The 24,666-nt window shown below is 65.6% G+C and carries 17 protein-coding genes; 6 read left to right on the top strand and 11 right to left on the bottom strand.

Annotated elements, in window-relative coordinates; genetic code table 11:
• Positions 1 to 10: 10 nt before the first annotated feature.
• The 10 genes from C8J42_RS13890 to C8J42_RS13855 form a co-directional block, all read right to left on the bottom strand.
• Complete coding sequence (locus tag C8J42_RS13890) at positions 11 to 1,594, bottom strand: phospholipase D-like domain-containing protein (RefSeq protein WP_133020551.1); 1,584 nt, start codon at positions 1,592 to 1,594, stop codon at positions 11 to 13.
• A gap of 124 nt (positions 1,595 to 1,718) precedes the next feature.
• The gene (locus C8J42_RS20175) at positions 1,719 to 1,862 is read right to left on the bottom strand and encodes a hypothetical protein (protein ID WP_156348916.1); all 144 of its coding nucleotides are present in this window, start codon (positions 1,860 to 1,862) and stop codon (positions 1,719 to 1,721) included.
• A gap of 171 nt (positions 1,863 to 2,033) precedes the next feature.
• Complete coding sequence (locus C8J42_RS13885) at positions 2,034 to 2,927, bottom strand: hypothetical protein (RefSeq protein WP_133020550.1); 894 nt, start codon at positions 2,925 to 2,927, stop codon at positions 2,034 to 2,036.
• Between the two features lie 38 nt (positions 2,928 to 2,965).
• Positions 2,966 to 3,217 carry a hypothetical protein gene (locus tag C8J42_RS13880; RefSeq protein WP_133020549.1) on the bottom strand — a complete coding sequence of 84 codons (252 nt, stop codon included), beginning with the start codon at positions 3,215 to 3,217 and terminating at the stop codon, positions 2,966 to 2,968.
• Positions 3,214 to 4,746, bottom strand: coding sequence for a PAS domain S-box protein (locus tag C8J42_RS13875; protein ID WP_133020548.1), 1,533 nt, complete (start codon positions 4,744 to 4,746; stop codon positions 3,214 to 3,216). The genes C8J42_RS13880 and C8J42_RS13875 overlap by 4 nt, the downstream gene beginning before the upstream one ends.
• A gap of 4 nt (positions 4,747 to 4,750) precedes the next feature.
• Positions 4,751 to 5,116 (bottom strand): CsbD family protein, encoded by a 366-nt coding sequence (locus C8J42_RS13870; RefSeq protein WP_056064930.1) that lies wholly within the window; start codon positions 5,114 to 5,116, stop codon positions 4,751 to 4,753.
• Between the two features lie 41 nt (positions 5,117 to 5,157).
• Positions 5,158 to 5,487: a hypothetical protein gene (locus C8J42_RS13865; protein WP_133020547.1), complete on the bottom strand. Its 330-nt coding sequence runs from the start codon at positions 5,485 to 5,487 to the stop codon at positions 5,158 to 5,160.
• 122 nt (positions 5,488 to 5,609) lie between these two features.
• Entirely contained in the window at positions 5,610 to 5,783 is a 174-nt protein-coding gene (locus C8J42_RS20170; protein ID WP_165895503.1) for a hypothetical protein, read from the bottom strand.
• Positions 5,784 to 5,968: 185 nt separating this feature from the next.
• Entirely contained in the window at positions 5,969 to 7,894 is a 1,926-nt protein-coding gene (locus C8J42_RS13860; RefSeq protein WP_133020546.1) for a CocE/NonD family hydrolase, read from the bottom strand.
• Between the two features lie 73 nt (positions 7,895 to 7,967).
• A complete protein-coding gene (locus tag C8J42_RS13855; protein ID WP_243644471.1) occupies positions 7,968 to 10,265 on the bottom strand; it encodes a GH92 family glycosyl hydrolase in 2,298 nt (765 codons plus the stop codon).
• 409 nt (positions 10,266 to 10,674) lie between these two features.
• Here C8J42_RS13855 and C8J42_RS13850 point away from each other — a divergent pair, with 409 nt between their 5' ends.
• From C8J42_RS13850 to C8J42_RS13825, 6 genes are all read left to right on the top strand, one after another.
• Positions 10,675 to 11,874: an ROK family transcriptional regulator gene (locus C8J42_RS13850; RefSeq protein ID WP_133020544.1), complete on the top strand. Its 1,200-nt coding sequence runs from the start codon at positions 10,675 to 10,677 to the stop codon at positions 11,872 to 11,874.
• A gap of 370 nt (positions 11,875 to 12,244) precedes the next feature.
• Entirely contained in the window at positions 12,245 to 15,316 is a 3,072-nt protein-coding gene (locus C8J42_RS13845; protein WP_133020543.1) for a TonB-dependent receptor, read from the top strand.
• A gap of 56 nt (positions 15,317 to 15,372) precedes the next feature.
• The gene (locus C8J42_RS13840; protein ID WP_243644424.1) at positions 15,373 to 16,494 is read left to right on the top strand and encodes a glycoside hydrolase family 43 protein; all 1,122 of its coding nucleotides are present in this window, start codon (positions 15,373 to 15,375) and stop codon (positions 16,492 to 16,494) included.
• Between the two features lie 104 nt (positions 16,495 to 16,598).
• Complete coding sequence (locus tag C8J42_RS13835) at positions 16,599 to 18,860, top strand: GH92 family glycosyl hydrolase (protein WP_207897147.1); 2,262 nt, start codon at positions 16,599 to 16,601, stop codon at positions 18,858 to 18,860.
• Positions 18,861 to 18,874: 14 nt separating this feature from the next.
• The gene (locus tag C8J42_RS13830; protein ID WP_133020541.1) at positions 18,875 to 20,308 is read left to right on the top strand and encodes a glycoside hydrolase family 125 protein; all 1,434 of its coding nucleotides are present in this window, start codon (positions 18,875 to 18,877) and stop codon (positions 20,306 to 20,308) included.
• A gap of 21 nt (positions 20,309 to 20,329) precedes the next feature.
• Positions 20,330 to 22,657, top strand: a complete 2,328-nt coding sequence (locus tag C8J42_RS13825; RefSeq protein ID WP_133020540.1) for a GH92 family glycosyl hydrolase — start codon at positions 20,330 to 20,332, stop codon at positions 22,655 to 22,657.
• Between the two features lie 42 nt (positions 22,658 to 22,699).
• Here the strand turns inward: C8J42_RS13825 and C8J42_RS13820 are convergent, their stop codons facing one another.
• Positions 22,700 to 24,457, bottom strand: coding sequence for an aspartyl protease family protein (locus tag C8J42_RS13820; protein WP_133020539.1), 1,758 nt, complete (start codon positions 24,455 to 24,457; stop codon positions 22,700 to 22,702).
• Positions 24,458 to 24,666: the final 209 nt, after the last annotated feature.

Genomic DNA, 24,666 nt, shown 5'->3' with positions numbered 1-24,666 from the left:
GATTTGCGCGTCATTTCCTAGTGCGGAGGCCCCACAGCATCGTCCCGACCAGTGCGATGCCGGCCGCGGTGCCGCCGACCGCGACTGCGGCCATGACCGGCGAGATGCTGCCGTCGGCACGGTGGAGGTGCGGGCGCAGGTTCTTGAGCAAAGGCTTGCGGCCCGACAATCCCTCGAACATCTCGCCCGGACCCTCGGGATCGAGGATCTTGTTGTCGGCCAGCCACTCGCGGACGGAGTCGAGTTCGGGAACCTCGTAGGGGCGGAGCGAGCGGCCGTCGCCGCGCAGCCGTTCGATCGTCTCGATCAGCGAGCCCGTTTCCGCGATCGACGTCTCGATCGTCGCGACGTCGGTGTCGAGATGTTCGGCGAGCAGGCCGTTGCGGATGCTGGCGATCGTGTCGCGTTCACCGGCGTTGCGATCGCGCGCGGCATCGATGACGACGTCGCATTCGCTGTCGAGCCGCAGCGAGCGGTTGTTGAAGTTGGACGAGCCGACGCGGAGCACTTCGTCGTCGACCACCGTCACCTTGGCGTGGACGTAGATCGGCTGCCCCCCCGCGGTGAAGGGGTGGTAGAGCCGCAGCCGGTTGTGTGGGTCCTGTTCGTGCAGCGCTTCGACCAGACGTGCACGCGCGGAGTCCATCGCGATCGGTTCGAGCCAGCCTTCCGCCGTGGTCGGGTGGACGATGACGAATTCGGGACCATCGGGTTCGCGCAACCGCTTGCCGATCGCCTCGGCCACCTTGCGCGACGCGAAATACTGGCTCTCGGCGTAGAAGAAGCGCTTCGTCCGCGCGATCAGGTCGACGTACAGCGCCTCGATATCGTGGCGGGGCTCCTGTTCGGCCATTTCGGGAATCGTGAGCGCGATGCCGACTTCGACGTCGGTGAAATCGGCCTTCACATGATCGGGCCAGCAGTCGGCGCCGTCGGTCACCGGCTCCAGCGCGCCGCCGCCGGACACTTCCCAGCGGCCACGGCACATGTCGCCGAGTGCGCGCGCGACGGGGCCTTGCAGGATCGTGGTCGCGTCGTGCCACGGACCGTAGGGCGAGCCGTCGGGCTCGATCCGGCGCGGTTCGTCGTCGGCGTGCGCGCGCGTGTCCCAGCGATCGACGGTCATGTCGATCCCGCCGCAGAACGCGACGTCGTCGTCGATCACGACCACCTTCTGGTGATGCGAGCCGGCGGGGGGGTGATGACCGTCGAGCCGGAGATGGACCTGCGGGTCCCTAATCCACTTGGCGATCCGCAACAGCGTCTGACCGTGGAACAGCGTCTTGATCGCGCCGGTATCCCAGCGGAGGATGTGGATGTTGAGCCCCGGCGTGCGGCGTGCGAGCCAGGTGACGAATTCACCGACGCGCTCGGGACCGCCATCGTCGTCGTCCCCGCCGCTGTCACCGCCACCGAAGCGGATGCGCGCGTCGAAATCCCAACCGACGAGCAGGATCTGCTTCTTGGCCTTCATCATCACCGCGCGGGCGGCTTTGAAATAATCGTCGGCGTCGACGATGACGGTCGCCTGCTTGGCGGGTTCGATCCGCCAGCAGTTGCGACCGGGCTCGAGCAGTGTTCCGTGAGAATTCATGATGCTGCCATCGCAGGCTTGGCGCGATCAGCCAACCCACGGAGGCGCGTTTTGCCACTCAATGGACGAACGGCCGACGGCATTCATTATAAAATGTTCGTGGCGCGCACGCACCATCGGTACTTTATTCGGACAGCTCGTTCTCGGCTGCGTCGAGCGCCTGCGCCAGCAAGGCCGCCACGAGATGGTCGTCCTGGGCGTCGGCAAGTTGCAACGCACGGACGATGGCAATGCGAAGCGAACGGCGATCCTGTTGCGACGTGGTCATCTCGGTACCCTTGGATTTTTATCAGGTCCTCGCCGCGGGGCCTTACCCGGTCGGCAGCGACGATGTAACCTGTTTGACGAACGAACGGCCGCGCGATTGCGCGGCCGTTCGCCGAATGGGATGCCGTCCAGTTACGCGGACGGCGCCCGTTACACGAACCGATCGGCCGTATCAGACGGCGTCGGTGTAGACGCGGCGGCGGGCGGCGGTGGTGGCACCGAAGCCTGCTGCGGCAGCGCCGATGAGCAGCGCGATCACGATCATGAACGACGTACCTGCGGCTGCACCGGCGGCGGTGTCGGTCGCCGACTTGGCGGTCTCGACCGTCTTGTTCTTGGTCTGGACGAACTGTGCCTTGGCGCGCGTCACCTGGGCCTGGGCCTCCGGACGGCTGATCTTGCGCTGTGCAGCGACGATGTCGACGATGCGGCTTTCAGCCTGCGCGCCGTCCTGGCCACCCTTTGCGAGTGCTGGCAGCTCCTTGGCGATTTCCTTCTGCGCCTGCTCCGGCGTCATCTGCGCGGGATCCGACGGTGCGTCCGACAGATACTGAGCAGCTTCGGCGCGAACGTCGGTGACGTCGACATTGGCGACGTCGGCAACCTTCGGGGCTGCTGCGCCGATGCCGGTGCCGGCTGCCGATGCGACCGAACCGACGGTGCGGAATGCGCCGCCGATGATGCCGCCGACGGCCGAGGTCAGCAGGTACATGGTGAGGATCAGAGTGACGCCCCAGACGACCAGGCCGTGGATAAGGCCGTCGAACCGGTCATGCACGCCAGCGCCGCGTGCTGCGGCATAACCACCGGCACCCAGCGCGATGATCGTCGTGATGATCCAGTATATCCCTGCGCCGATGCCGAAGCCGGTCGCGCCGGGGGTCGTGCCCTCGACCGGATCGACCAGGCTGAGGCCGATGCCGGTGCCGAGGATGCCGAGTACCAGCTGGATCGCGATCGCGATCACGACGCCGGCGAAGATTGCGCCCCACGAGATGCGGGTGGGGGTCTTCACGCGACGGAAGTCGTCCGTCGGCAGAACGCCGGAATTTACATGGTTAGCCATAATTCACTCCTGTTATTCACGATATTCGAGGAACGGCGTCAGTCTTTGCCGTGCCTATCGATGGGTGTGTCGATCTGTTTGTCGGCCTTCGCTGGCCCGGCCTTCGAGCCTTTGCCAGACTTCGAGGCTTCGTCGGCCTTGGCTTGGCGCGCGCCGGCTTCGCTTTCCTGCGAGCCGCGCTGCTCGATCGCGGCATTGCCGATGATCTTGCCGATCGCCTCCTGGATAGAGCCCTTCGCCTGGCGGGTGCGGGCGTCGTCCTGGTCCGGCTTGTCCTTGTCGCGCGTCATGCGGCGATCTCCTTCGAGGGCGCCTTGAGGTGGAGCGCGTGCGGGATGGAATCGCCGTCAAAGCCGCGGGCGCGGGCCCAGGCGGCAGCGGCGTTGCGACGGTTGACGCCGATCTTCGAATAGATCCGCGCGACATGGTTGCGCACGGTATTGCTGGAGACGTCGAGCGTGCGCGCGATCGACTTGTCGTCGAGCCCGCGACAGATCAGTGCCAGCACCTCGCGCTCACGCTGCGTCAGTTCGTCGAGCCCGACGCCGACCGGCTCGGCGTTCGGCGTGCGGATTCGCGCCAGCTTTTCCATGATCGACCGGCTGAGCCAGCTCGTGTCTTTCATCACCGCCTCGATCGCGTTGACGAGTTCGCGCTCGGACGCTTTGCGCGTGCTGATGTCGCGCATTGCCCACAGCACGCAGGCTTCGTCGTCGAGCTGGATCGGCTCGGTCGAGACGATGCAGTCGATGATGTCGCCGTCCTTGCCGCGGATGCGGACTTCGCGGTCGCGGATCGGGAGGCCGGCGTCGATATCGGCCTCGATCGCATGGCGCAGCGCGGGCGTTTCCCACAGGTCGACGTCGCCGAGCGGGCGACCGATGATCTCCGCCGACGAATAACCGGTGAGGCTGGTGAAGGCCTCGTTGACGTCGCACAGCCGGTGGCCGTCGCGCGCGCCGATCGCGAGCGCGACGGGCGCGAGCGAGAAGGTCCGCATGAAGCGCTCCTCGCTATGACGCAGCTGCGTCTCGGCCTTGCGGCGTGGCTCAAGGTCGGCGAAGGTGAACAGCATGCAGGGCTGATCGCCCATGTCGATCGGCTGGCCGGCGACGATCACAAGCTTGGTCGCGCCGTCGGGAAGGCTGAGCTCCGCCTCCATCTGCGGGATGGTGCGACCCTCGGCGAGGCGCTGCTTGCCGAGATCGCGCTTTTCGCCGCGTTCGAGGACATCGATATCGTAGACCGTGCGCGACAGGATGGCGTCGCGGTCGTGTCCGGTCATGTCGATGAAGCCTTGGTTGACCTTTACGAAGCGAAGATCGCACAGGCGACAGATGACCGCGGGCGCGGGGTTCGCGTTGAACGACTGTTCGAAGCGATCCTCGGCCTCGAATTGTGCGGACACGTCCTGGATGATCATGACGAGGCATTCGGGCTCGTCGTCGTCGTTGGTCAGGACGAGGCTGCGCACCTGATGCACCCAGCGGGGTTCGTTCTCGCCGGCCATCGCGACCTCGACCACGACCTCCGAGAAGGCCTCGCCCGAGACGACGCGCTCGATCGGGTAATCGGCGTCGTTCAACTTGTGATTGTTGCGGTAGCGCAGCTGGAAACGCTGGCGATAATCGTCGACCGTGGCACCGAGATCCTCGACCGAGTCAACCCCGTGCATCCCGAGTGCGGCCGTATTGGCCCACAGGATGTCCTGATCGGGATCGACGAGGATGACGCCTTCGTCCAGCCCCGCGATGATCTGGCGCAGATGGCGCAGATCGGCGGAGTCACGAAGCGACTTGAGGGGCGGCGCCACGGTCACGCGATCAGTCGCGCTGGCCGTGGACGAGCCAGGCGAGGCCGTAGCCGATCGCTGCGGCGCCGAGCGCCCAGAGGACGGGCGCGTCCTTGGCCGATGCCTGCGCGGTCGAGGCGGCGCGACGAGCGGCGTCGGCGGCACGATCGCCGGCTTCGCGCGCCTCGCTGCCGATCTTGTCGGCGAGTTCGGGGGCACCGTCGACGGCGTCCTCGATCGCCGACTTGGCGCGGCCGTAGAGGTTCTGTGCGCCGCCGGCGACCTGGTCGACGACGCCGTCGACCTGCCAGTCGCGGCTGTTTACGGTGTCGCCAACAGCCTTCTCGACCTTGCCGCCGACATAGCGGGCGCCGCCCTGGAATTCGTCCTTGTTCATGTCAGATCCTTATGTTTGGAGTTCGGTGGAGAGGGCGCGGGTTACGGCAGCACGCCGCAGCCCGCGGCGGCCTTGCCGACTTCGAGCGCGATTTTCGGATCGCGGAGCTCGGAGGCGACGCGGATGAGATCGGACGGGGTGAGCACGCCGGGCATGGTGTCGCCCTGGCGGTACGCCGCGGCGGCCTTGCCGAGACGCTGCAGCTGGCCGAGCGAGAGGTTCGCCTGAAGCCGATCGCCGACGCAATCGGAGCGCGATTGATCGAGCCCATAGCGCTGCAGCCCAGACGAGATGCGCGTCGCGGGCGCGGCGCAACCGGCAATGGACGCCAGCAGGGCCAAGGCCCCGGTGGCGGACGTCATGCGCTTCATGTGAGCAGCTCCAGTATCTTGCCGCACGCGGGGTATCGCGACGGGACTGGACGCATAAACCTACCGGTAACCTCTTGGTTCCTGGTAGTTTTGTGTAAGAATACTAGCTGTAATGTACCATATCAGGACGTCGCGCGCGCCGCATAGAGCCGCGCGAACCGCAGATGCAGCGACCGCGTGCTCGAATCCTCGGCGACCTCGGCGCGGCCTTCATGCCACTCGGCTCGACGCTGAAAATAGGTCGAATCGTCGTTGTCGTCGGCGGGAAAGTGGCTGTCGTCTTGAACCTTCGTCATCGCATTGCCCTTGGTAACCTGCGCCTTCAGTACGAAATTGCAGGCGGCCGCGCGTGATCGGAAACGACTAGGCGATGCGGTAGTATGATCAGTCTGGCGTCGGGGGTAATGACGCTATGGGGACGCCGCCGCGGCCGAGTTGGCCGGGCGACGATGCCGTCCTTATGTCGGCCTGGTTCGATCGATTACTTGGCCATTGCCGCGGATTGGTCGAGCGGGACGACCGGTAACCAGACCGCGCTCGCGGATGCGCCGCCGCGGACGATCGTCACCGTTGCCGGCTTATAGTCCGCTTTCTTTGCGAGGAAGATGTTGGGCACGAACGTCTGCGGGTTGCGATCGTAGAGCGGGAACAGGCTTGACTGGACCTGGATCATGATCTTGTGGCCCGGCTGGAACACGTGGTTCACGGTCGGCAGGCGGAACTTGTATTCCTGCACCTTGCCTGCCGGGATCGCGGTCGGCTTGGCGAAGCTCTGGCGATAGCGGCCGCGGAAGATGTCGAGGCTGATCGGCAGTTCGTAGCCGCCCATCTTGGGATCGGTCGCGTTCTCGGCCGGGTAGACGTCGATCACCTTGACGACGAAATCGCCGTCGGTGCCGGTCGTCTTCGCAAAGATGTCGGCGATCGGTGCACCCGACACGCGCACCGGCGTGGTCAGCGCCTCGGTGGTGTAGGTCATCACGTCGGGACGGCCATCGACGCCGCGCTGGTCGCTGACGAGCCAGTCGCCCCAGCGGCCATCGCCGAAGTTCACCGGGCGGGGCAAATGCGGCACGGGCTTCGACGGATCGGAGACATAGCTGTCACCGCCGGTCGTCGCCTTGCCGAAGCCGAGCGTGCCGCCCTCCTGCAGGTAGATCGGCTTCAGCGGCGACGTGCATCCGGTCTCGCATGCGAGCGGCCAGGTTGCGAACTTGTCCCAGTGGTTCTCGCCGGTGTTGTAGATCGCGGCGGCGGGCAGCGTGACGGGCGCGCCGTCCTTCAGATACTGGTTGAAATAGGGGAGCAGCATGTCCTCGCGGAATTGCTGGGCGGTGTCGCCATTCCACTGGAACGGCCCGAGGCTGCGGCCCTCGCGGTTGATCTGGCTGTGGCGCCACGGCCCCATCACGAGGTGGTTGTTGCCGAGCTTGCCCTTGGCCTTGAGCGCTTCCCACGCGGTGATCGCGCCGTACATGTCTTCCTGGTCCCACAGGCCTTGTTCCCAGATCGTCGGCACGTTCGACGGGTTGGCGGCGAGCAGCTTGTCGAGCGCCTGACCCTGCCAGAAGCCGTCATAGGCGGGGTGCGACACCATCCGCTGCCAATAGGGAAGCTGGTCGTAGCCGGACTTCTTCGCCCAGTCGCCGGCCGAGCCGACCTCGCGGAAATTCTCGTAATCGTCGTAGCCGCCGGTGGGCGGTGCCTTGCCCGCGCCCTTGTAACCCGTTTGGCTGCCGAGCCACGCGATGTTGGCGAGACGGAAGGCGCCGTAGTGGAACCAGTCGTCGCCCATCCAGCCGTCGATCATCGGGCTCTCGGGCGCGGCGACCTTCAGCGCGGGGTGCGGGGCGAGCAGCGCCATCGCGACCGTGAATCCCTCGTAGGACGAACCGATCATGCCGACCCGGCCGTTGCTCTCGGGGAGGTTCGCCTTGTTCACCAGCCAGTCGATGGTGTCGTACGCGTCGGTGACGTGATCGACCTTGGTCGGGTTGAGTGGGCCGATGACGGGGCGTGTCACGACATACTCGCCCTCCGACCCGTATTTGCCGCGGATGTCCTGATACACGCGGATATAGCCCGCCTTCACGAACATCTCGTCGGCGAGCGGCAGCGTGGCGAGGATGTTCGCACTGTCGGAGCGGTTCGCGCGACCCTTTGCGTTGTAGGGCGTGCGGGTCAGGACGATCGGCGCGTTCGCGACGCCCTTGGGATAGACGATGACGGTGTAGAGCTTGGTCCCGTCGCGCATCGGGATCATCACCTCGCGCTTCACGTAATCCTGCGCGGCGGTCGGCGGGACGAACTTGGCGGGGATGTCGCCGCCGACGGGTGCGATCTTGTCCTGCGCGATTGCAGTGGTGGCGAGGGCGATCGAGGCGAGCAGGACGAATTTGATAGTCATGGTGACGTGCTCCGGAATCTTTGGGGCGAAGCTAGGCGCAACCGGGGCGCGGGGGCAATCGGTCTGACGGTCTTTAGTGGCGCGGCATGGTCGATGGCGCGGTCGAGGCCGAGAACGGCCGGGCCTTCGCGCCCTTGCCCCAGAGCTTGTTGGGTTTTGCGGCCATCACGAAGCGGAGTTCGCCACCCTGCCGGATCTCGTCGTCGCGCAGATAGCTGCGGGTGAGGGGCGCTCCGTTCAGCGTGACCGACTGGATATAGGGGTTGGCGTCCGACAGATTGTCCGTGCGGATCGCGAACTGCTTGCCACCGGGCAGCGCGAGCGTTGCCTGCGACAGGAACGGGCGACCGATGACATATTCGTTCGATCCCGGCGCGACCGGGTAGAAGCCGAGCGCGGTGAAGACGAGCCATGCGGACATCTGGCCAAGATCGTCGTTGCCGCTCAGCCCCTCCGGTTTGGCGCCATATTGGCTCCGCACGATCTGGCCGAGCCGCTCCTGCGTCCGCCACGGCACGCCGGCGTAATTGTAGAGATAGGCGACGTGGTGGCTCGGTTCGTTGCCGTGGATATACTGGCCGATCAGCCCGGCGATATCCTCCGCATGACTGTAATCGACCTTCGAATTGTCGAAGTCGAACATCGCGTCGAGCTTCCTGACGGTCTTCGCATCGCCGCCGAGCAGATGGAACAAGCCCGCCTGATCCTGCGGCACGAACCAGCTATATTGCCACGCATTGCCCTCGGTATAATCGGAGCCGTAGTTGATCGCGGTCGGATCGAAGGGCGTACGGAACGCGCCGTTCGCGAGCCTTGCGCGCAGCCAGCCGGACTTCGCATCGAAGCTGTTGCGCCAGTTGCCCGCGCGCTTTTCGAACCGCTCGGCGATGGCGGTCTTGCCCATCCGCCGCGCCATTCGCGCAATCGTCCAGTCGTCATAGGCATATTCGACGGTCTTCGACGCGGCCTCCGGCTCCTTGTCGATCGGGACGTAGCCGCGCTGGATATATTCGCCGAGCCCGCCGTAGGACGCGTGGTCGGCGCTCGCGACCATCGCCTGCAGCGCGGCGTCCGCGTCGAAGCCGCGAATGCCCTTCATATACGCGTCGGCGATGACGGGGACGGCGTGATAGCCGATCATTGTCCACGTCTCGCGTCCGGCGAATTGCCAGACCGGGAGGATGCCGTCGGGGCTGTGCTGTTGGCTGGCAATCAGCGAGCGGACGATGTCGGAATTGGTCTTTTCCGGCTGGATCAGCGTCAGAAGCGGGTGTTCGGCGCGGAACGTGTCCCAGAGGGAAAAGGTCGAGCGGACGGTGAAGCCGGTGGCCTGATGCACCTGGTCGTCGGGGCCGCGGTAGCGCCCGTCGCTGTCGCTCCACACGCTGGGGGCGAGCAGGCTGTGGTAGAGCGCGGTCGCGAAGATGCGGCGCATCGGTGCGGGCGCCTCGAACTTGACGGCGCCGAGCGCGGTATCCCAGTCGCTTGCAGTCTTGGTGCGGACGGCGTCGAAGCTACCGGGTTCGCTGTCGAGATTGGCGAGCGCCCCGGCTTCATCGACGCCGGAGATCCCGACCTTCACCTCTAGCGGAGCGTCGAGCGGGCCGAAGTCGAGCCGTGCTTCCAGTGCCTGGCCAAGCTTTTCCGCGAGCGCATCGCTGCCGCGGCCGGGGCCTTGAAAGCCCTTGTACGGGATATCCTTCTCGCGGTTGACCAGCGCGTGGCCGACCAGCGGCGCGGAGAACCGCATCGCGAAGTAGAGCTTGCGGCCGGGTGCCCAGCCGCGCGTCTCGCGGAAGCCAGTGAGCACGCCGTCGTCCCGCAAATGCAGTCCCGACCACAGGATCTTGCCGGGATAATTATATAGCGACGACCGGAGATCGACGACGAGGTGCGCGGCCTTGCCCTTGGGAAAGCTGTAGCGATGCACGCCGATCCGTGTGCCCGCCGTCATTTCCGCGCGTACGCCCGGACCGTCGAGCGTGACCGCGTAATAGCCAGGCTTGGCGACTTCGCTGGCATGCGAAAAGCGCGAGCGATACCCGAGTGCGGCGGGCGTGCCGGGGTCCATCGACACGGCGTCGCCCGATACCGGCATGACGAGGATGTCGCCGAGATCGGAATGTCCCGCGCCCGAGAAATGCGTGTGGCTGAACCCCTCGATCGTCGGATCGTCGTAGCGATAGCCGGCAGCATGGCCGTAGCAGGTACGGATCACGCAGGAGGTATCGGTATCCGGCGACAACTGGACCATGCCGAACGGCGCGACCGCGCCGGGGAAGGTGTGCCCTTCGCCGCCCGTGCCGATGAACGGATCGACCGCATCGCTAGGTTTAGCGGCATCTTGTCCGAAGGCAGGGCCGGCGAGGATCGTGGTGAACAGTGCACCCACGAGGCACGATCGTGTGAAGATGGACGTCGAGGTCACCCGTTCGGAGGGAAATAGGCGGGGTAGCTTGCCGGGTGCCAGGTGAACCATGTCGCGCACATCCCCTCTATTCGTTCGGTCGCCAGACTGCCTTCATCGCCAGCTCTTGCGCAACCGCAGAAGTGGATTAGAACATCAAATTGGATAATTCAAACGAACAGTTTGAAAGCGAGGGGATGCGGAAGATGGTCTTCAGACCGGGCCGATGTGCCATGCGTTCACTGAACGCCAATAGTGTGCGCTTGCCAAGCCTTCGCAATCGCGGGATCACTTCGTCGCCAACGCTGACGTCGCTATGTTGCAGCGCAGTACGGCTTCGTCTTCTGTTCTCCAGCCTGGATGATAGGTCCGCATGACTCTTCAAACGCCGCCGCGTCTGTCGGGGACCAACCTCGAGCGCGCCGCCGACCACAACCAGCGCGTGACGCTGCATGCCATTCGCCTCGGCGGATCGCTGACGCGGATCGACCTCGCACGCATTACCGGGCTGACAGGGCCGGCGATCGCGAACATCACGCGGCGGCTGTTGCAGGAAGGGATGATCGAGGAGGCGGGGCAGCGCCGTGGTGGACGCGGCCAGCCGCCGACCAAACTCGTCGTCCGCGCCGATGCGTGCTACTCGATCGGCGTCAATATCGACCGCGACCATATCACGATCGTGCTGGTCGATTTCCTCGCCCAGATCCTCGCGCGCAAGTCGATCGAGATCAGCTTTGCGCTGCCCGACGACGTCCGCGATCTCTTTCGGCGCTCGGTACGCCAGATGCTGAAAAGCGCGAAGGTCGATCCCGCCAAGCTGGTCGGCATCGGCGTGGCGCGACCCGACGACCTCGCGCTGGTCGCGATGCCGGGCCGTCCGGCCGCCTATGCGGCGTGGGACGGGATTGACATGGCGACGCTGTTCGACAAGCCGCTGTCGCTGCCGGTGTTCGTCGAGAACGATGCCGCCGCCGCCGCGATGGGCGAGATGCAGCTAGGCTTCGGACAGAATTACAGCAGTTTCTTCTACATCCTCGTGTCGTCGGGGCTGGGCGGCGGCTTCGTTGCGGATGGCGCGTATGTTCGCGGCACGCACGGGCGCAGCGGAGAGCTGGGGTTCATGGCGGCCGGCGGCGGCAAGCGGGGACGCGAGACCGTGCAGAAACTGGTATCGCTATCCGGACTTGCCGAGCATCTGGCGAATTCGGGTTTCGAGATCGGGCAGGTTCTGCATCAGGCCGATTGGGCGCCGGACGTCGAGCTTTGTCTGGAGGAATGGGTCGAGAGGGCGGCGCACACGCTCTGCACGCCCCTCGACGCGATCAACTGCCTGATCGATCCGGCGGTAATCCTGATCGGCGGGCGCCTGCCGAGCCGGTTGGTTGAACGGGTCGCGGAGCGCGTCAACGCGTTGATCCGGGACGCGACCGATGCGCCCGCGATCGCGCCGGTCCGCCGTGCCGCGCTGTCGGAGGATGCGCCGGCGGTCGGTGCGGCGATCCTGCCGTTCAGTCATTTCCTGCTGCCCAAGGCCGCTGCGCTCTGGAAGGATTCCGGCGCGGCAGCCGACTGACGCCGGTAATCGGTTTCGGTACCGCTACCTTGGCATGTGAGGCCTCTGTGCGCTTGGCGTTCCGGAGTGCGGGCTGTTGTCTTCGTTTACGTACGAATACGCGACGGCAGGCGTGAATCCTCGCGGTGTCTTCCCCCAGACTATCGGCGCATCAAAGGGTATTCGCCGAGTTACGTCCGCAACGGTCCAAAACTAGCGCAACAATCTATTTGACAATTTGCTTTTACAATTGGCAAATAGACGGGTCGAGACTGCACGCCGACAGGATCCGATTCAACCGGACAGCCCAACCGAAAACGGTGGGCAGGCGCGCTATTCGCAGGGGTAAGTGAGGGGGCGCAGGCATCCTCACGAGGAAGAGGAAAGTCTGATGACCGCAAGCATAGAATCGTGCTCGATCGTGGCGCGTCGCCATCGTCCGTTGTCGTTCCTGTTGGCCACGGTCAGTCTTACTGCGGCGTTGGCCGGTGCTGCGCAGGCTCAACAGGCCGCGCCTTCCCCTGCGCCTCCCCAGAGCGCGACGCCGTCCGACAAGGCGCAGACCGCCTCGACCGCTACGGCGGAGTCCGGGCAAGCCGCGGGCACGACACAGCCGGATGGGTCGGCGCAGGACACTGGCGACATCGTCGTTACCGGGTATCGGCGCTCGATCGAGAAGAGCCTCACTCAGAAGCGCGAGGCGAACGCGTTCGTCGACGTCATCACCGCCGAAGACGTCGGCAAGTTCCCCGACAAGAACGTCGCCGATGCGTTGCAGCGCGTGCCGGGCGTGGTCATCACCCGTGACGGCGGCGAAGGTAGCCGGGTCAGTATCCGCGGGCTTCAGTCGGGCCTGACGCTCACCTTGCTCAACGGCAATTTCCTCGCCGGCGCCGATAGTGGCGAGCCGCAGCGATCGTTCAACTACGTCCTGCTGCCGTCGACCTTCATCGCCAGCACCGAGGTCTATAAGTCGCCCGAAGCGCGGCTGGAGGAAGGTGGCGTCGGCGGCACGATCATCCTCAACACGCGGCGGCCGTTCGACGTGCCGGCGTGGTCGGGTTTCGTCTCCGCCGAGGGCACGTATTCGGACACGACCGAGAAGTACGAACCGCAGCTTGGCGGGCAGGTATCGTGGAAGAACAAGGAGGAGACGTTCGGTCTGCTGGTCGGCGGCGTCTGGCAGAAGCGTACCAACCGCGAGTTGCGCAGCTCGTCCGAGAGCTGGCTGTGGTGGAGCGATCGCGACGCACAGGGCAACGTCCTGAAGCCCGCGACCGACGTCGACGGCAAGACCTTCGCGAACAACGACGCGATCTCCTACTGGCCGGGCCAGGGCACGACTGCGCGCGATGGCACGCATTATTCGGGCTATTGGGCACCGCAGTCGGTCAACGCCGAAGTCTTCGATCAGGAACGCGAGCGGTACGGTATCCAGGCGACCGCGCAGTTCAAGCCGTTCGAGGCGGTCACGGTCACCGCGAACTATTTCCGGTTCGGCTATAGCAGCAACTTTACTTCGAACGTGCTGAAGATCCCCGAATGGGGCTATGACAACTTCTTCACCGGTGCGACGTTCGACAAGAGCGGCACGATCTTTCAGTCGGCCAATTTCGCGGTGCCGGCGGCGGGAACGGGCTGTCTCGCGCGCCCGACCCCGTGCACGATGGAGACGCCGCAGATCGCCGGCACGTACAGTCGCGAGAAACAGGTTTCGAACACGTTCGAGACCGAGGTCAAATATAGCCAGGATCGCTTCGACGCCGTCCTGAAACTGGGCAAGACCAAGTCGAGCGGTGGCCCGTCGGTGCGCTTCAGCGTCGCCGCCAAGCCCCGCCTGACGACGCCCGGCCGGGAGCAGAACGGTAATCTGGTCAGCAACTGGAACATCTCGGACGGCATCGCCAATTTCGAGTTCTCGCCCGAGCTGCAGAACAACATCCGCAACGGGATCGCGCAGATCGACGTGGGCTCGACCGGGTCGAGCTTCGTCAACAGCGACCTTGGCCAGCGTTATGCTCAGCTCGACCTGACTCGACGGTTCGACGGGTTCCTGAAGTCGGTACAGATCGGCGGCAAGTGGCGCGACCTGAAGATCGGCCGCGAGACCGGTCGCAACGACTGGTATGCCGATCCGGCGACGCTGCTCCGCTATCAGGATACCGCAGCGGGCGCGGTCGCCCGTCCCGAGTTCTTCTACGCAAACCAGATCGGCAACATCAACGGCGGCTTCAACGCGAACGTCGTGCCGGGCATTAATTTCGACGAATATCTGAAGTATCTGAATTCGACCTACGGCCAGGCGGTGCGGGTCTACGAGCCCGACTTCGTCTACGCGCTGGGGGAGCGGGTCTTCGCCGGCTATGCGCAGGTGAACTTTGGGACCGGTGGACTTCGCGGTAACGTCGGCATCCGCATGGCGAACACGAAACAGTCGGGCAACACGTCCGATCGCCTGCAATATCTCAACGACTATTGCGTCAACGGCCCCGGCGGGGCGGCCGATCCCAACCGTCCGCTCGGCCCCGATGGCAATTGCCAGGTGCTGCCGCTCAGCGTGCGCGAGACGATCGTCAACACGCGTGCCGACCAGTCTAAGACGTACACGGACTGGCTGCCGAGCTTCAACGTGTCGTACGAAGTCACGCCCGATCTCCTCGTCCGCGGCGCCGTCGCGAAGGTGATTGCGCGGCCATCGTTCGAGAATTTGGGGTCGCAGCGGTCGCTCACTTTCCGCTCGGATGCCTATGCGTTCGATCGCGGCCAGTTCGGCGAGTTCGCCGGCTGGTCGGGCAGCGGCGGCAATTCAGACCTGAATCCGTTCTCCGCGTGGCAATATGATCTTGGCATCGAATGGTATTTCCATCGCGGTTCGGTGCTCGGCGCGACCTTCTTCCGCAAGGACGTGTCGGACTTCGTGGTGCCGTTGGTGCTCAACGTCACGCGCGACGTCAACGGAACGCAGCAGTTGATCCAGCCTTACTCGACTGTCGCGAACGGATCGAATGCGCGGTCACAGGGTGTCGAACTGTACGCGCAGCACACGCTGCCCTTCGGTCTCGGCGCGCAGGTCAACTTCACCTATAACGACACCTCGGTGGCGGACGTGACGCTCGACGGGCAGAAGGTCGGCTCGTCCGCGCTCGTCGGCAGCGCGAAGACGCAGGTCAACGCCTCGGTCTTCTACGAACACGGCAAGGTGCTGATGCGTGCCTCGTACAACCGGCGCGGCGAAGTCGTCGGCGGGTTGCAGTCGGGCCTGAACGAATACACCGATCCGTATGCACAGGTCGATCTCAATGCGGCATACGCGCTGACCGACCGGCTGAACCTCACCGCTTCGGTGATCAACCTGACCAAGGCGGAAGAGAGCCGCCATCTCGGCAACGATACGAAGGACCGCTTCACCTACCGGAATTACTTCGGGCGGCGGGCCTATGTCGGCGTGTCGTTCAACTTCTGATGACCTGGTTTGATCGGCTTGTCTCTCGGGTGGCGCCTTCGCGGCGCTACCCTCTTTTGTCTCGAAGCGCCAAGCCGCAGGGCGCGGGCGAAGCGCATGGACGGCGCGGGGTTCGGATCGCGCTGACCGCGTCGGCTCTGATGATGTGCGGGCTGGCGAGTGCGTCGAACCCGATCGTTCCCGGCTGGTATGCCGACCCCGAGATCCGGGTATTCGGCGGCCGCTACTGGATCTATCCGACCTATTCGGATCACTACGGCAAGCCCGACGTCACGAGCCGTTTCTCGGCCGCGCAAAAGCTCGCGCGTCAGCGTAAGACGGTGCGCCCGTCCTACGGGATGCAGACCTTTTTCAACGCGTTCTCGTCATCCGACCTGGTACACTGGACCAAGCACGACCACGTGTTCGACGTGCGGAACGCAGCGTGGGCGGCGTATGCGATCTGGGCGCCATCGGTGATCCAGGCGAACGGTCGCTATTATATGTTCTTCAGCGCGAACGACATTCAGAGCGATGCGGAGCTTGGCGGGATCGGCCTCGCGGTCAGCGACCGGCCCGGTGGTCCGTTCAAGGACGCGATCGGCAAGCCGCTGGTCGGCGCGTTCCACAACGGCGCGCAACCGATCGACCCGTTCGCGTTTCGCGATCACGATGGCCAGGTCTATCTGTTCTACGGCGGTTGGAAGCATTGCAACGTCGTCCGACTCAGCCCCGACCTCAAGCGCATCCTGCCGTTCGCCGATGGCTCGACCTACAAGGAAGTGACGCCGCCCGGCTATGTCGAGGGCTCGTTCATGATCGAGCGCAAGGGCGTCTATTACCTGATGTGGTCGGAGGGCGGCTGGACCGGCCCGGACTATAGCGTCGCCTATGCGACCGGGCCGGGACCGACCGGGCCGTTCACGCCGCGCGGCAAGATCCTGTCGCAGGACCTGCGTATCGCGCGCGGGGCGGGGCATCACTCGGTGGTCAACGTGCCCGGTACCGACGACTGGTACATCGCGTATCACCGCCGCCCGCTCGACACCGATCGCGGCGAACACCGGCAGATCGCGATCGACAGGATGGTCTTTGCCGCCGATGGTCGGATCGAGCCGGTGGTGATGACCGATGCGGGCGTGAAGCCGCGACCGATCGGCGTGCAGAAGCCGACACGAAATTCAGGGAGAGCGATGTGAGAAACAGGGCGATCGCCAATTTGCGCGGCACGGTAGCGGCGGTCGCGTCGCTTGCGCTCGTCGCGCCCGCGCCGATTCTGGCTCAAGCTACTTCCAACGGCGCGATGCAGCCGCAGGATCAGCCTTCGGTCGATCTGGTCAACCCGCTGATGGGGACCGATTCCGACTACACTTTGTCCTACGGCAATACCTATCCCGCGGTGGCGGTGCCGTGGGGAATGAACTTCTGGACGCCGGTCACCGGCAAGACGACCAGCGGCTGGGGCTACACCTACGACGCGAACAAGATCAACGGCATCAAGCAGACGCACCAGCCCAGTCCCTGGATGAACGACTACGCTGCGTTCTCGCTGATGGCGACGACCGGTGCGCTGAAGGTGAAGGAGGACGAGCGCGCGTCCTGGTACAGCCACAAGGCGGAGGATAGCCGGCCGTACAGCTACAAGGTCTATCTCGCCGATTACGACGTGACCGCGGAGGTCGCGCCGACCAACCGCGCCGCACAGTTCCGCTTCACCTTCCCGCAGAGCAACGACGCGCACATCATCCTCGACGGCTATGCCGGCGGCTCGATGGTCTCGATCGACAAGGCCAGGCGCCGCATCACCGGCTATGTCCGCAACAACCACGGCGGCGTGCCCGACAATTTCCACAATTACTTCGTCGCGGAATTCGACCACGACTTCACCGTCAGCCAGACCTGGGACGGCAAGGGCCAGGTCACCGCGACGCCAACGCGCGAGGGCGATCATGTCGGCGCGGTCGTCAGCTTCAAGACACGCAAGGGCGAGCAGGTCGGCGTCAAGGTCGCCTCGTCGTTCATCAGCCTGGAACAGGCCGAGCGAAACCTGCGCGGCGAGATCGGCGGCGACGGGTTCGAGCAGACCAGGACGAAGGCCAAGGCGATCTGGCAGCGCGAGTTCGACCGCGTCCAGGTCACCGATCCCAACCTCGACAACCGCCGCATCTTCTATTCCGCGCTGTACCGCATGCTGCAGTTCCCGCGGATGTTCCACGAGGTCGATGCCAAGGGCCAGACGGTCCACTACAGCCCGTATGACGGCAAGGTGCACCCGGGCTTCCTCTACACCGACAACGGTTTCTGGGACACGTGGCGCGCAGTCTTCCCGTTCTTCGCGCTGATGTATCCCGAGCGCGACAGCGAGATCATGCAGGGGCTGGTCAACACCTACAAGGAGTCCGGCTGGCTGCCCGAATGGGCCAGCCCCGGCCACCGCGACGTGATGATCGGATCGAACTCGGCGAACCTGATCGCCGACGCGTACCTCAACGGCGTGCGCGGGTTCGACGTCGAAACCTTGTATGAGGCGATGGTCAAGAACGCGACGACGTCGCAGGGCCGCCCGGTCGACAAGAAGGGCAAGGTCGTCGGCGCGGTCGGGCGCGAGGGCGTCGAATATTACAACCGCCTCGGCTATGTGCCGTACGACGTCGGCATCAACGAGAATGCCGCGCGCACGCTCGAATACGCCACTGCCGACTTCTCGATCTCGCGGCTTGCGGCGGCACTGGGCAAGACCGAGGATGCGAAGCTCTACGCCACGCGCGCGCAGAATTACCGCAAGCTCTACGACACGCAGAGCGGCTGGATGCGGGGCCGCAAAAAGGACGGCAGCTGGTCGACGCCGTTCAGCCCGTACAAATGGGGCGATGCGTTCACCGAGGGGAATGCGCTGCATTACAGCTGGTCGGTGATGCAGGACGTGCAGGGGCTGGCCGACCTGATGGGCGGGCGCGAGGCGTTCGTGAAGCGGCTCGACTCGATCTTCACCACGCCGCCGATCTTCGACGACAGCTATTACGGGCAGACCATTCACGAGATCCGCGAGATGCAGATCGTCGACATGGGGCAATATGCGCACGGCAACCAGCCGATCCAGCACATGACCTATCTCTACGACTGGGCCGGCGCCCCGTGGAAGACGCAATATCACGTCCGAGACGTGATGAAGAAGCTCTACTTGCCCGCGCCCGACGGCTATCCGGGTGATGAGGACAATGGCCAGACCTCGGCGTGGTACGTGTTTTCCGCGCTCGGCTTCTACCCGGTCACGCCTGCGGTCGGGCAATATGCGATCGGCAGCCCGCTGTTCCAGACCGTGAAGCTGACGATGCCGGGCGGCAAGACGCTGACGATCGAGGCGGCGAACAACGGCCCCGGCAACGTCTACATCCAGTCGGCGAGCTTCAACGGCACCCCGCACGACAAGCCCTGGCTGACGCGCGCAGCGTTGCAGCAGGGCGGCACGCTGCGGTTCGTGATGGGGCCGACGCCGAACACCGCCTGGGGATCGGCGAAGGCGGATGCGCCGTTCTCGATGAGCGCACCGGTGGCGGGACGATGACCATGGAGACCGGAATGCGCCTTCGTCGACGCGACGTCATGACGGGTGCCGCCGCGTTGGCCGTCACCGCGAGCGTGCCGCGCGCCGCCGCCGCCGCCGCACCACGCGTGAGCAAGCGACCGCCACGCGGCCAGCGCCGCTTCGTCAGCCCCGCGGTCGAGGCCGAGATCGCGCGCGTGAAGGCGAAGATCGCCGACCCCGAACTCGCCTGGCTGTTCGAGAATTGCTACCCCAACACGCTCGACACCACGGTCAAAATCGGCACGGTCGACGGCAAGCCCGATGCGTTCGTCATCACCGGCGATATCGAGGCGCTGTGGCTGCGCGACAGTTCGGCGCAGATGCAGACCTATGTGCACCTCGCGCCGAAGGATGCCGGCTTGCGCCGTGTATTCACCGGGCTGATCGCGCGGCAGGCGCGGTGCATCCTGATCGACCCTTACGCCAACGCGTTCATGGAGGATCCGACCGCCAAGTCGAACCTCGGCGCGCGGACCGACCAGACCGACATGAAACCGGGCGTAGCCGAGCGGAAGTGGGAGATCGACTCGCTCTGCTATCCGATGCGGCTCGCGCACGGCTATTGGACCGCGACCCGCGACAAGACGCCGTTCGACGATCTGTGGGCGAAGGCGATGCGCCGCGCGGTCGCGACCTTCCGCGAACAGCAGCGCAAGAACGGCAAGGGCCCGTATCATTTCCAGCGCTTGAACGTCTCGCCGACCGAGACGCTGATGTTCGAGGGCTATGGCGCCCCCACGCGGAAGGTCGGCCTGATCCATTCGATGTTCCGCCCGTCAGACGATGCGTGCCTCTATCCGTTCCTGATCTCGTCGAACCTGTTCGCGGTGTCGGCGCTGCGCATGCTGGCGACGGTCCAGCGCGAGGCCCGCGGCGATATGGCGGGCGCGACCGACAGCGAGGCGCTGGCGACCGAAGTCGAGGCGGCACTCCGCGCGCATGGCAGGATGCCGGACGGGCAGGGCGGCGAGGTCTGGGCGTACGAGGTCGACGGCTTCGGCAACGCGATCTTCATGGACGACGCCAACGTGCCGAGCCTGTCGGGCCTGCCGCTGCTCGGCGCGGCGGATCGCAGCAACCCGCTGTTCCGCCGCACCGCCGCGCTCGCGTGGAGCGATCGGAACCCGTATTTCTTCACCGGCACCGCCGCGCGCGGGATTGGCGGCCCGCATATCGGGCTCGACATGATCTGGCCGATGTCGATCATCACGCACGCGATGAACAGCGACGACGACGCGGTGATCCACCAGTGTCTTGCGTGGCTGAAGACGACGCATGGCGGCACCGGGTTCATGCATGAGTCCTTCGACAAGGACGATCCGGGCAAGTTCACGCGCAGCTGGTTCGCCTGGGCCAATGGATTGTTCGGCGAGCTGATCCTCGACCTCGAGCGCCGCAAGCCTGCCTTGCTGGCCGCCCGCTACTGACATGAATTCCGGGAGATACACATGACCACCGCCAACCGCCGCCAGGTGCTCGCCGGCACCGGGCTCGCGAGCCTCGCCGCCGCGTTGCCCGTCACCAACGCCGCGGCCGCGCCGGCGCCGGTCGCGGGCAAGCCGGATTTGTTCGTCGGTACCGGCGGGCACGGCCATACCTATCCCGGCCCGTCGCTGCCGTTCGGGATGGTCCAGCTCGGACCCGATACCGACAATAGTCGCTGGGATGCGTGCTCGGGCTATCACCAGGACGATGGCTCGATCATGGGCTTCAGTCACACGCATCTGTCGGGCACCGGGATCGGCGACATGCTCGACGTGCTGGTCGTGCCGACGCGCGGGCCGTTGCAGCTGAAACCCGGCGCGCTCGGCAAACCCGAAGACGGGTATCGCCAGCGTTTTACCGACGAACTCGCCGAGCCCGGCTATTACCGCGTGAAGCTCGAATCGGGCGTGCTCGCGGAACTGACCGTGACCGAGCGGACCGGCCACCATCGCTACAGCTTCCCGCAGGGGCCGGGGCACATACTGGTCGACTTCGCGCACATGATCCTCGACGTCTGGGACAAGGGCACGTTGATCGACGAGGCCTCGCTGGCGCTGTCCGCCGACGGGATGCTGACGGGTAGCCGCCGCGTCCACCGCTGGGCGAAGGGCCGGCGCATCCATTTCGCGATGCAGCTCTCGCGCAAACCCGACCGCGTCCAGTTCTTCGGCGATGACGACGCGCCTGCACCAGCGGGTGCGAAGGGCGTCACCGGCAACCGCCTGAAGGTCGCGTTGTTCTTCGACCAGGCGGGCGGCGCGCCGATCCTGATCAAGACCGGCATCTCCGCGGTCGACGTCGCCGGTGCCAAGGCTGCGCTCGACGGCGAGGCGGCAGGGTGGCAGTTCGACGCGGTGCGGCGCTCGGCGGCGGGCACGTGGCAGGCCGAACTCGACCGCGTCCGCGTCGATGGCGGCACGCTCGAACAGCGCACGATCATGGCGAGCGCGCTGTATCACGCGTTCCTGTCGCCGACGCTCTTCACCGACCGCGACGGCCGCTATGTCGGGCTCGACCGCAAGGTGCACCAGACGACCGCCGCCGAACCCGCGTTCAGCACCTATTCGATGTGGGACACCTACCGCGCGCTGCATCCGCTGCTCACCCTCGTCCAGCCCGACAAGGCGGCGCAGTTCACCCGCGATCTCGTCCGCCAGACCGTGCAGAGCCCGACCGGATCGCCGGTCTGGCCGCTGCAGGGCGTCGAGACCGCGTGCATGATCGGCTGGCATTCGGTGTCGGTGCTTGCCGAAGCCTGCGCCAAGGGGATCAAGGCGGACTACGCCGCGGCGTGGCCGCAGATCCGCAGCCGCGCGTTCGATCGCAGCTTTCCGGACGTCGACAGCACGCTTGGCCGCGGCTTCTATTACTACCTCGGTTTCGTGCCCGCGGACAAGACCTGGGAGTCGGTCAGCCGCACGCAGGAATACGCCTATGACGACTGGGCGATGGCAGTGCTCGCCGACGCGGCAGGCGCCAAGGCCGACGCCGCAGCACTGCGCAAGCGCAGCCTCAACTACCGCAACGTCATCGACCCCAGGATCTGTTTCGCCCGGCCGCGCTTTGCCGACGGCAGCTGGTGGGCCGACTACGATCCGATCCAGCTCGGCCACAAGCCCGAGAAACAGCGCGACTATACCGAGGCGAACGGCTGGCAGGCGACCTTCCTCAACCAGCACGATGTTTACGGCCTGATCGCGCTGTTCGGCGGGGATGCGGGGTTCGTGACGAAGCTCGATGCGTTGTTCACCGCGCCGTCGACGCTCCCCAAGAATGCGCCGCCCGACATCACCGGGCTGGTCGGCCAATATGCGCACGGCAACGAGCCGGACCAGCATGCCGCCTATCTCTACGCCTATGCGGGCGCGCCGTGGAAGACGCAGGCGATGGTGCGTCGCCTGTTGACCGAGATGTACAAGGCCGAGCCCGACGGCGTCATCGGCAACGACGATTGCGGCCAGATGAGCGCGTGGTTCATCCTGTCGGCGCTCGGCTTCTACCCGGTCGATCCGGTCAGTGGCATCTACGTCTTTGGCTCGCCGCTGTTCGACGCGGCGCAAGTCGATCTCGGCCAGGGCCGCACGTTGCGCGTCGTTGCGAAGGGCAATGCGCCGGCCAGCCCCTATGTCCAGTCGGTCCGCTGGAACGGCAAGCCCTGGACGCGGAACTGGATCTCGCACGCCGACCTCGCACGTGGTGGCGAACTGGAATTCACGATGGGACCGAAGCCGTCGTCGTTCGGCACCGCCAAGGCGGACCGCCCGCCGTCGTTCGGATCCCAGCCGCGATAAGGGTGCTGCGCCGGGCGCCAGCAGGTAGACGTCGGCGTCCGGTCAGCCGTCCAGCCCGTACCGCGCCGCGCGTTTGGCGACGTTCGGGTTGATTGCGAGTGCGGCCTTGCGGTCCGCGTCCGCCGCTTCGACCTTGCCCGCGCGTCGTTCGGCGATCGCGCGGGTGTAGAGCGACCAGGCGTTGCGCGGGTTGGCTTTGACCGCGGCGTCATAGTCGACGAGCGCGGCGTCGAGCTTGCCGAGACGCAGGTTCACCAGCGCGCGGCTGTCCAGATAGGCGGCATAGCCGGGGCGGAGCTTCACGGCGGTGTTGCAGTCGGACATCGCACGATCGAGCTCGCGGTTCAGCAGCGCACGCGCCCAGCATCGGCCGTTATACGCGGTGGAGCGGGCGGCGTCCTCGGGATGCATCTTCAGCCACGCATCGTAATTGACGATCGCGAGCGCGGGCTGGTCGAGATTTTCGTACAGGCCGGCAAGCTGGAGCCGGCGATCCGAGCCAGCCGGCAGCGCGCGATCGGCGACCTTGGCATCTTCGCCCGCGCCATCCGGATCGCGGCTCATCAAGCGGAGGCGTGCGCGCAGCAGGCGGGCGTCGGTGTTGTCGGGCATGAGCGTCACGGCCTTGTCGAGGTCGGCCGCGGCGAGCAGGAGCTGGCCGTGCGCGAGCCGGGCCTGCGCGCGCTGATACACATAGCGGCCTTCGGTCGGCGCCATCGCCACCGCCTTGTCGAGATCGGCGAGCCCCTCCTCGATCCGGCGCTTCGACAGGAAGACCGCGGCGCGTCGGCTGAACCCCTCGGCATCGGTCGGCACGGCGGCGGTGTCGGTCAGGTCGAGCTTCTCGCCCGCGGTGGTACGCGCGCCGCTCGGCGTCAGCCCGAAGACCGGGCCGCCTTCATAGGTCATGTAGAGCAGGTGGTTCGCGTTCGACACGAAGATGCGGTGCGTCAGGAAGAAATCGAACCCGATCAGCATGTCGCCGTCGATCCGGATGTCGGCGATCTGGAATTTCGGGTGCGGCACGGTCTCGCCGCCGAGGTCGATCGTATCGAACGCAGCGCGCCAGGTCGCGAGCTGCTTCGAGCCGATGCCCGAGTTCAATCCGACCGCGGTCACGCCGGGACTGGTCGGGGTGATGCCTGCGCGCTTGGCCGCGGCGAGCGTCATGACGGTGGTCTGCGCGCCTGAATCGAACACCGCGCGCATCTTGACGCCGTTGACCAGGACGGTGCCGATCGTGTGCGGCTTCCACGGTCCGGTGCCGCCGCGTTCGAGAGGGATCGTCGAAAACGGTTTTCCCGCGGCCCAATAGGCGAGCCCGACATTGCCGCAGCCATCGACCCGCATCAGCCGCACCGCGCTATGCGGCAAATCGTATTCGACATCGGCGAGACCGAGGATGTTCTGGCCGAGCAGACCGGCCGTCCCCGTGTCGGTGCCGCCGACGATGAAGCTCACTCGCGGGATCGGCAGGCCGGCGAGCGAGAAATCCTTTGCGCTGGCGACCGCTGCGGACGTGTCGCCGTTGACGCCGCGCAGCCGGAACCAAGGGGGAGCCGGTTCGCTCGACAGCCCGAACTCCGCAGCCGACGCGCGCGACACCGTGCTGTAGAAGGCGCCGCTATCGACGATGAACCGCGTGTCGTGCGTGCCGAACTTCGCATCGACCATCGCGCGGCGACCGGTGAGGGTCACGGGCAGTTCGGCGATCTTGCTGACCTTGCAAGCAGCCACCGCCGGGCCAGCCGCCGTCAGGCTCAACAGCGCGAGCACACTCAACCGAACCCGTCCGCGCATGCCCGTCTCCCGATCCCGACTCTCGATTCCAGGCGGAAGACTATCGGAGCGATGGTCACGAGCAAGTGACGACGGTGTCACGCGGAGCATTTGATGATCGAAGGGAAGCGAATTTCGGCATGAAGTTTTTGTTAAGGAGCAGCCGGACCGGCAGTCGCGCGTTGCGGCGATGGGAACCTTAGAGCATCACGCCATAAGACGGCTTCTTC

This window comes from Sphingomonas sp. PP-CE-1A-559 (assembly GCF_004340965.1).
Taxonomy (GTDB): Bacteria; Pseudomonadota; Alphaproteobacteria; order Sphingomonadales; family Sphingomonadaceae; genus Sphingomonas.
Note: the sequence above shows the minus strand (reverse complement) of the source record. Positions and strands in the feature narration are given on the sequence as shown.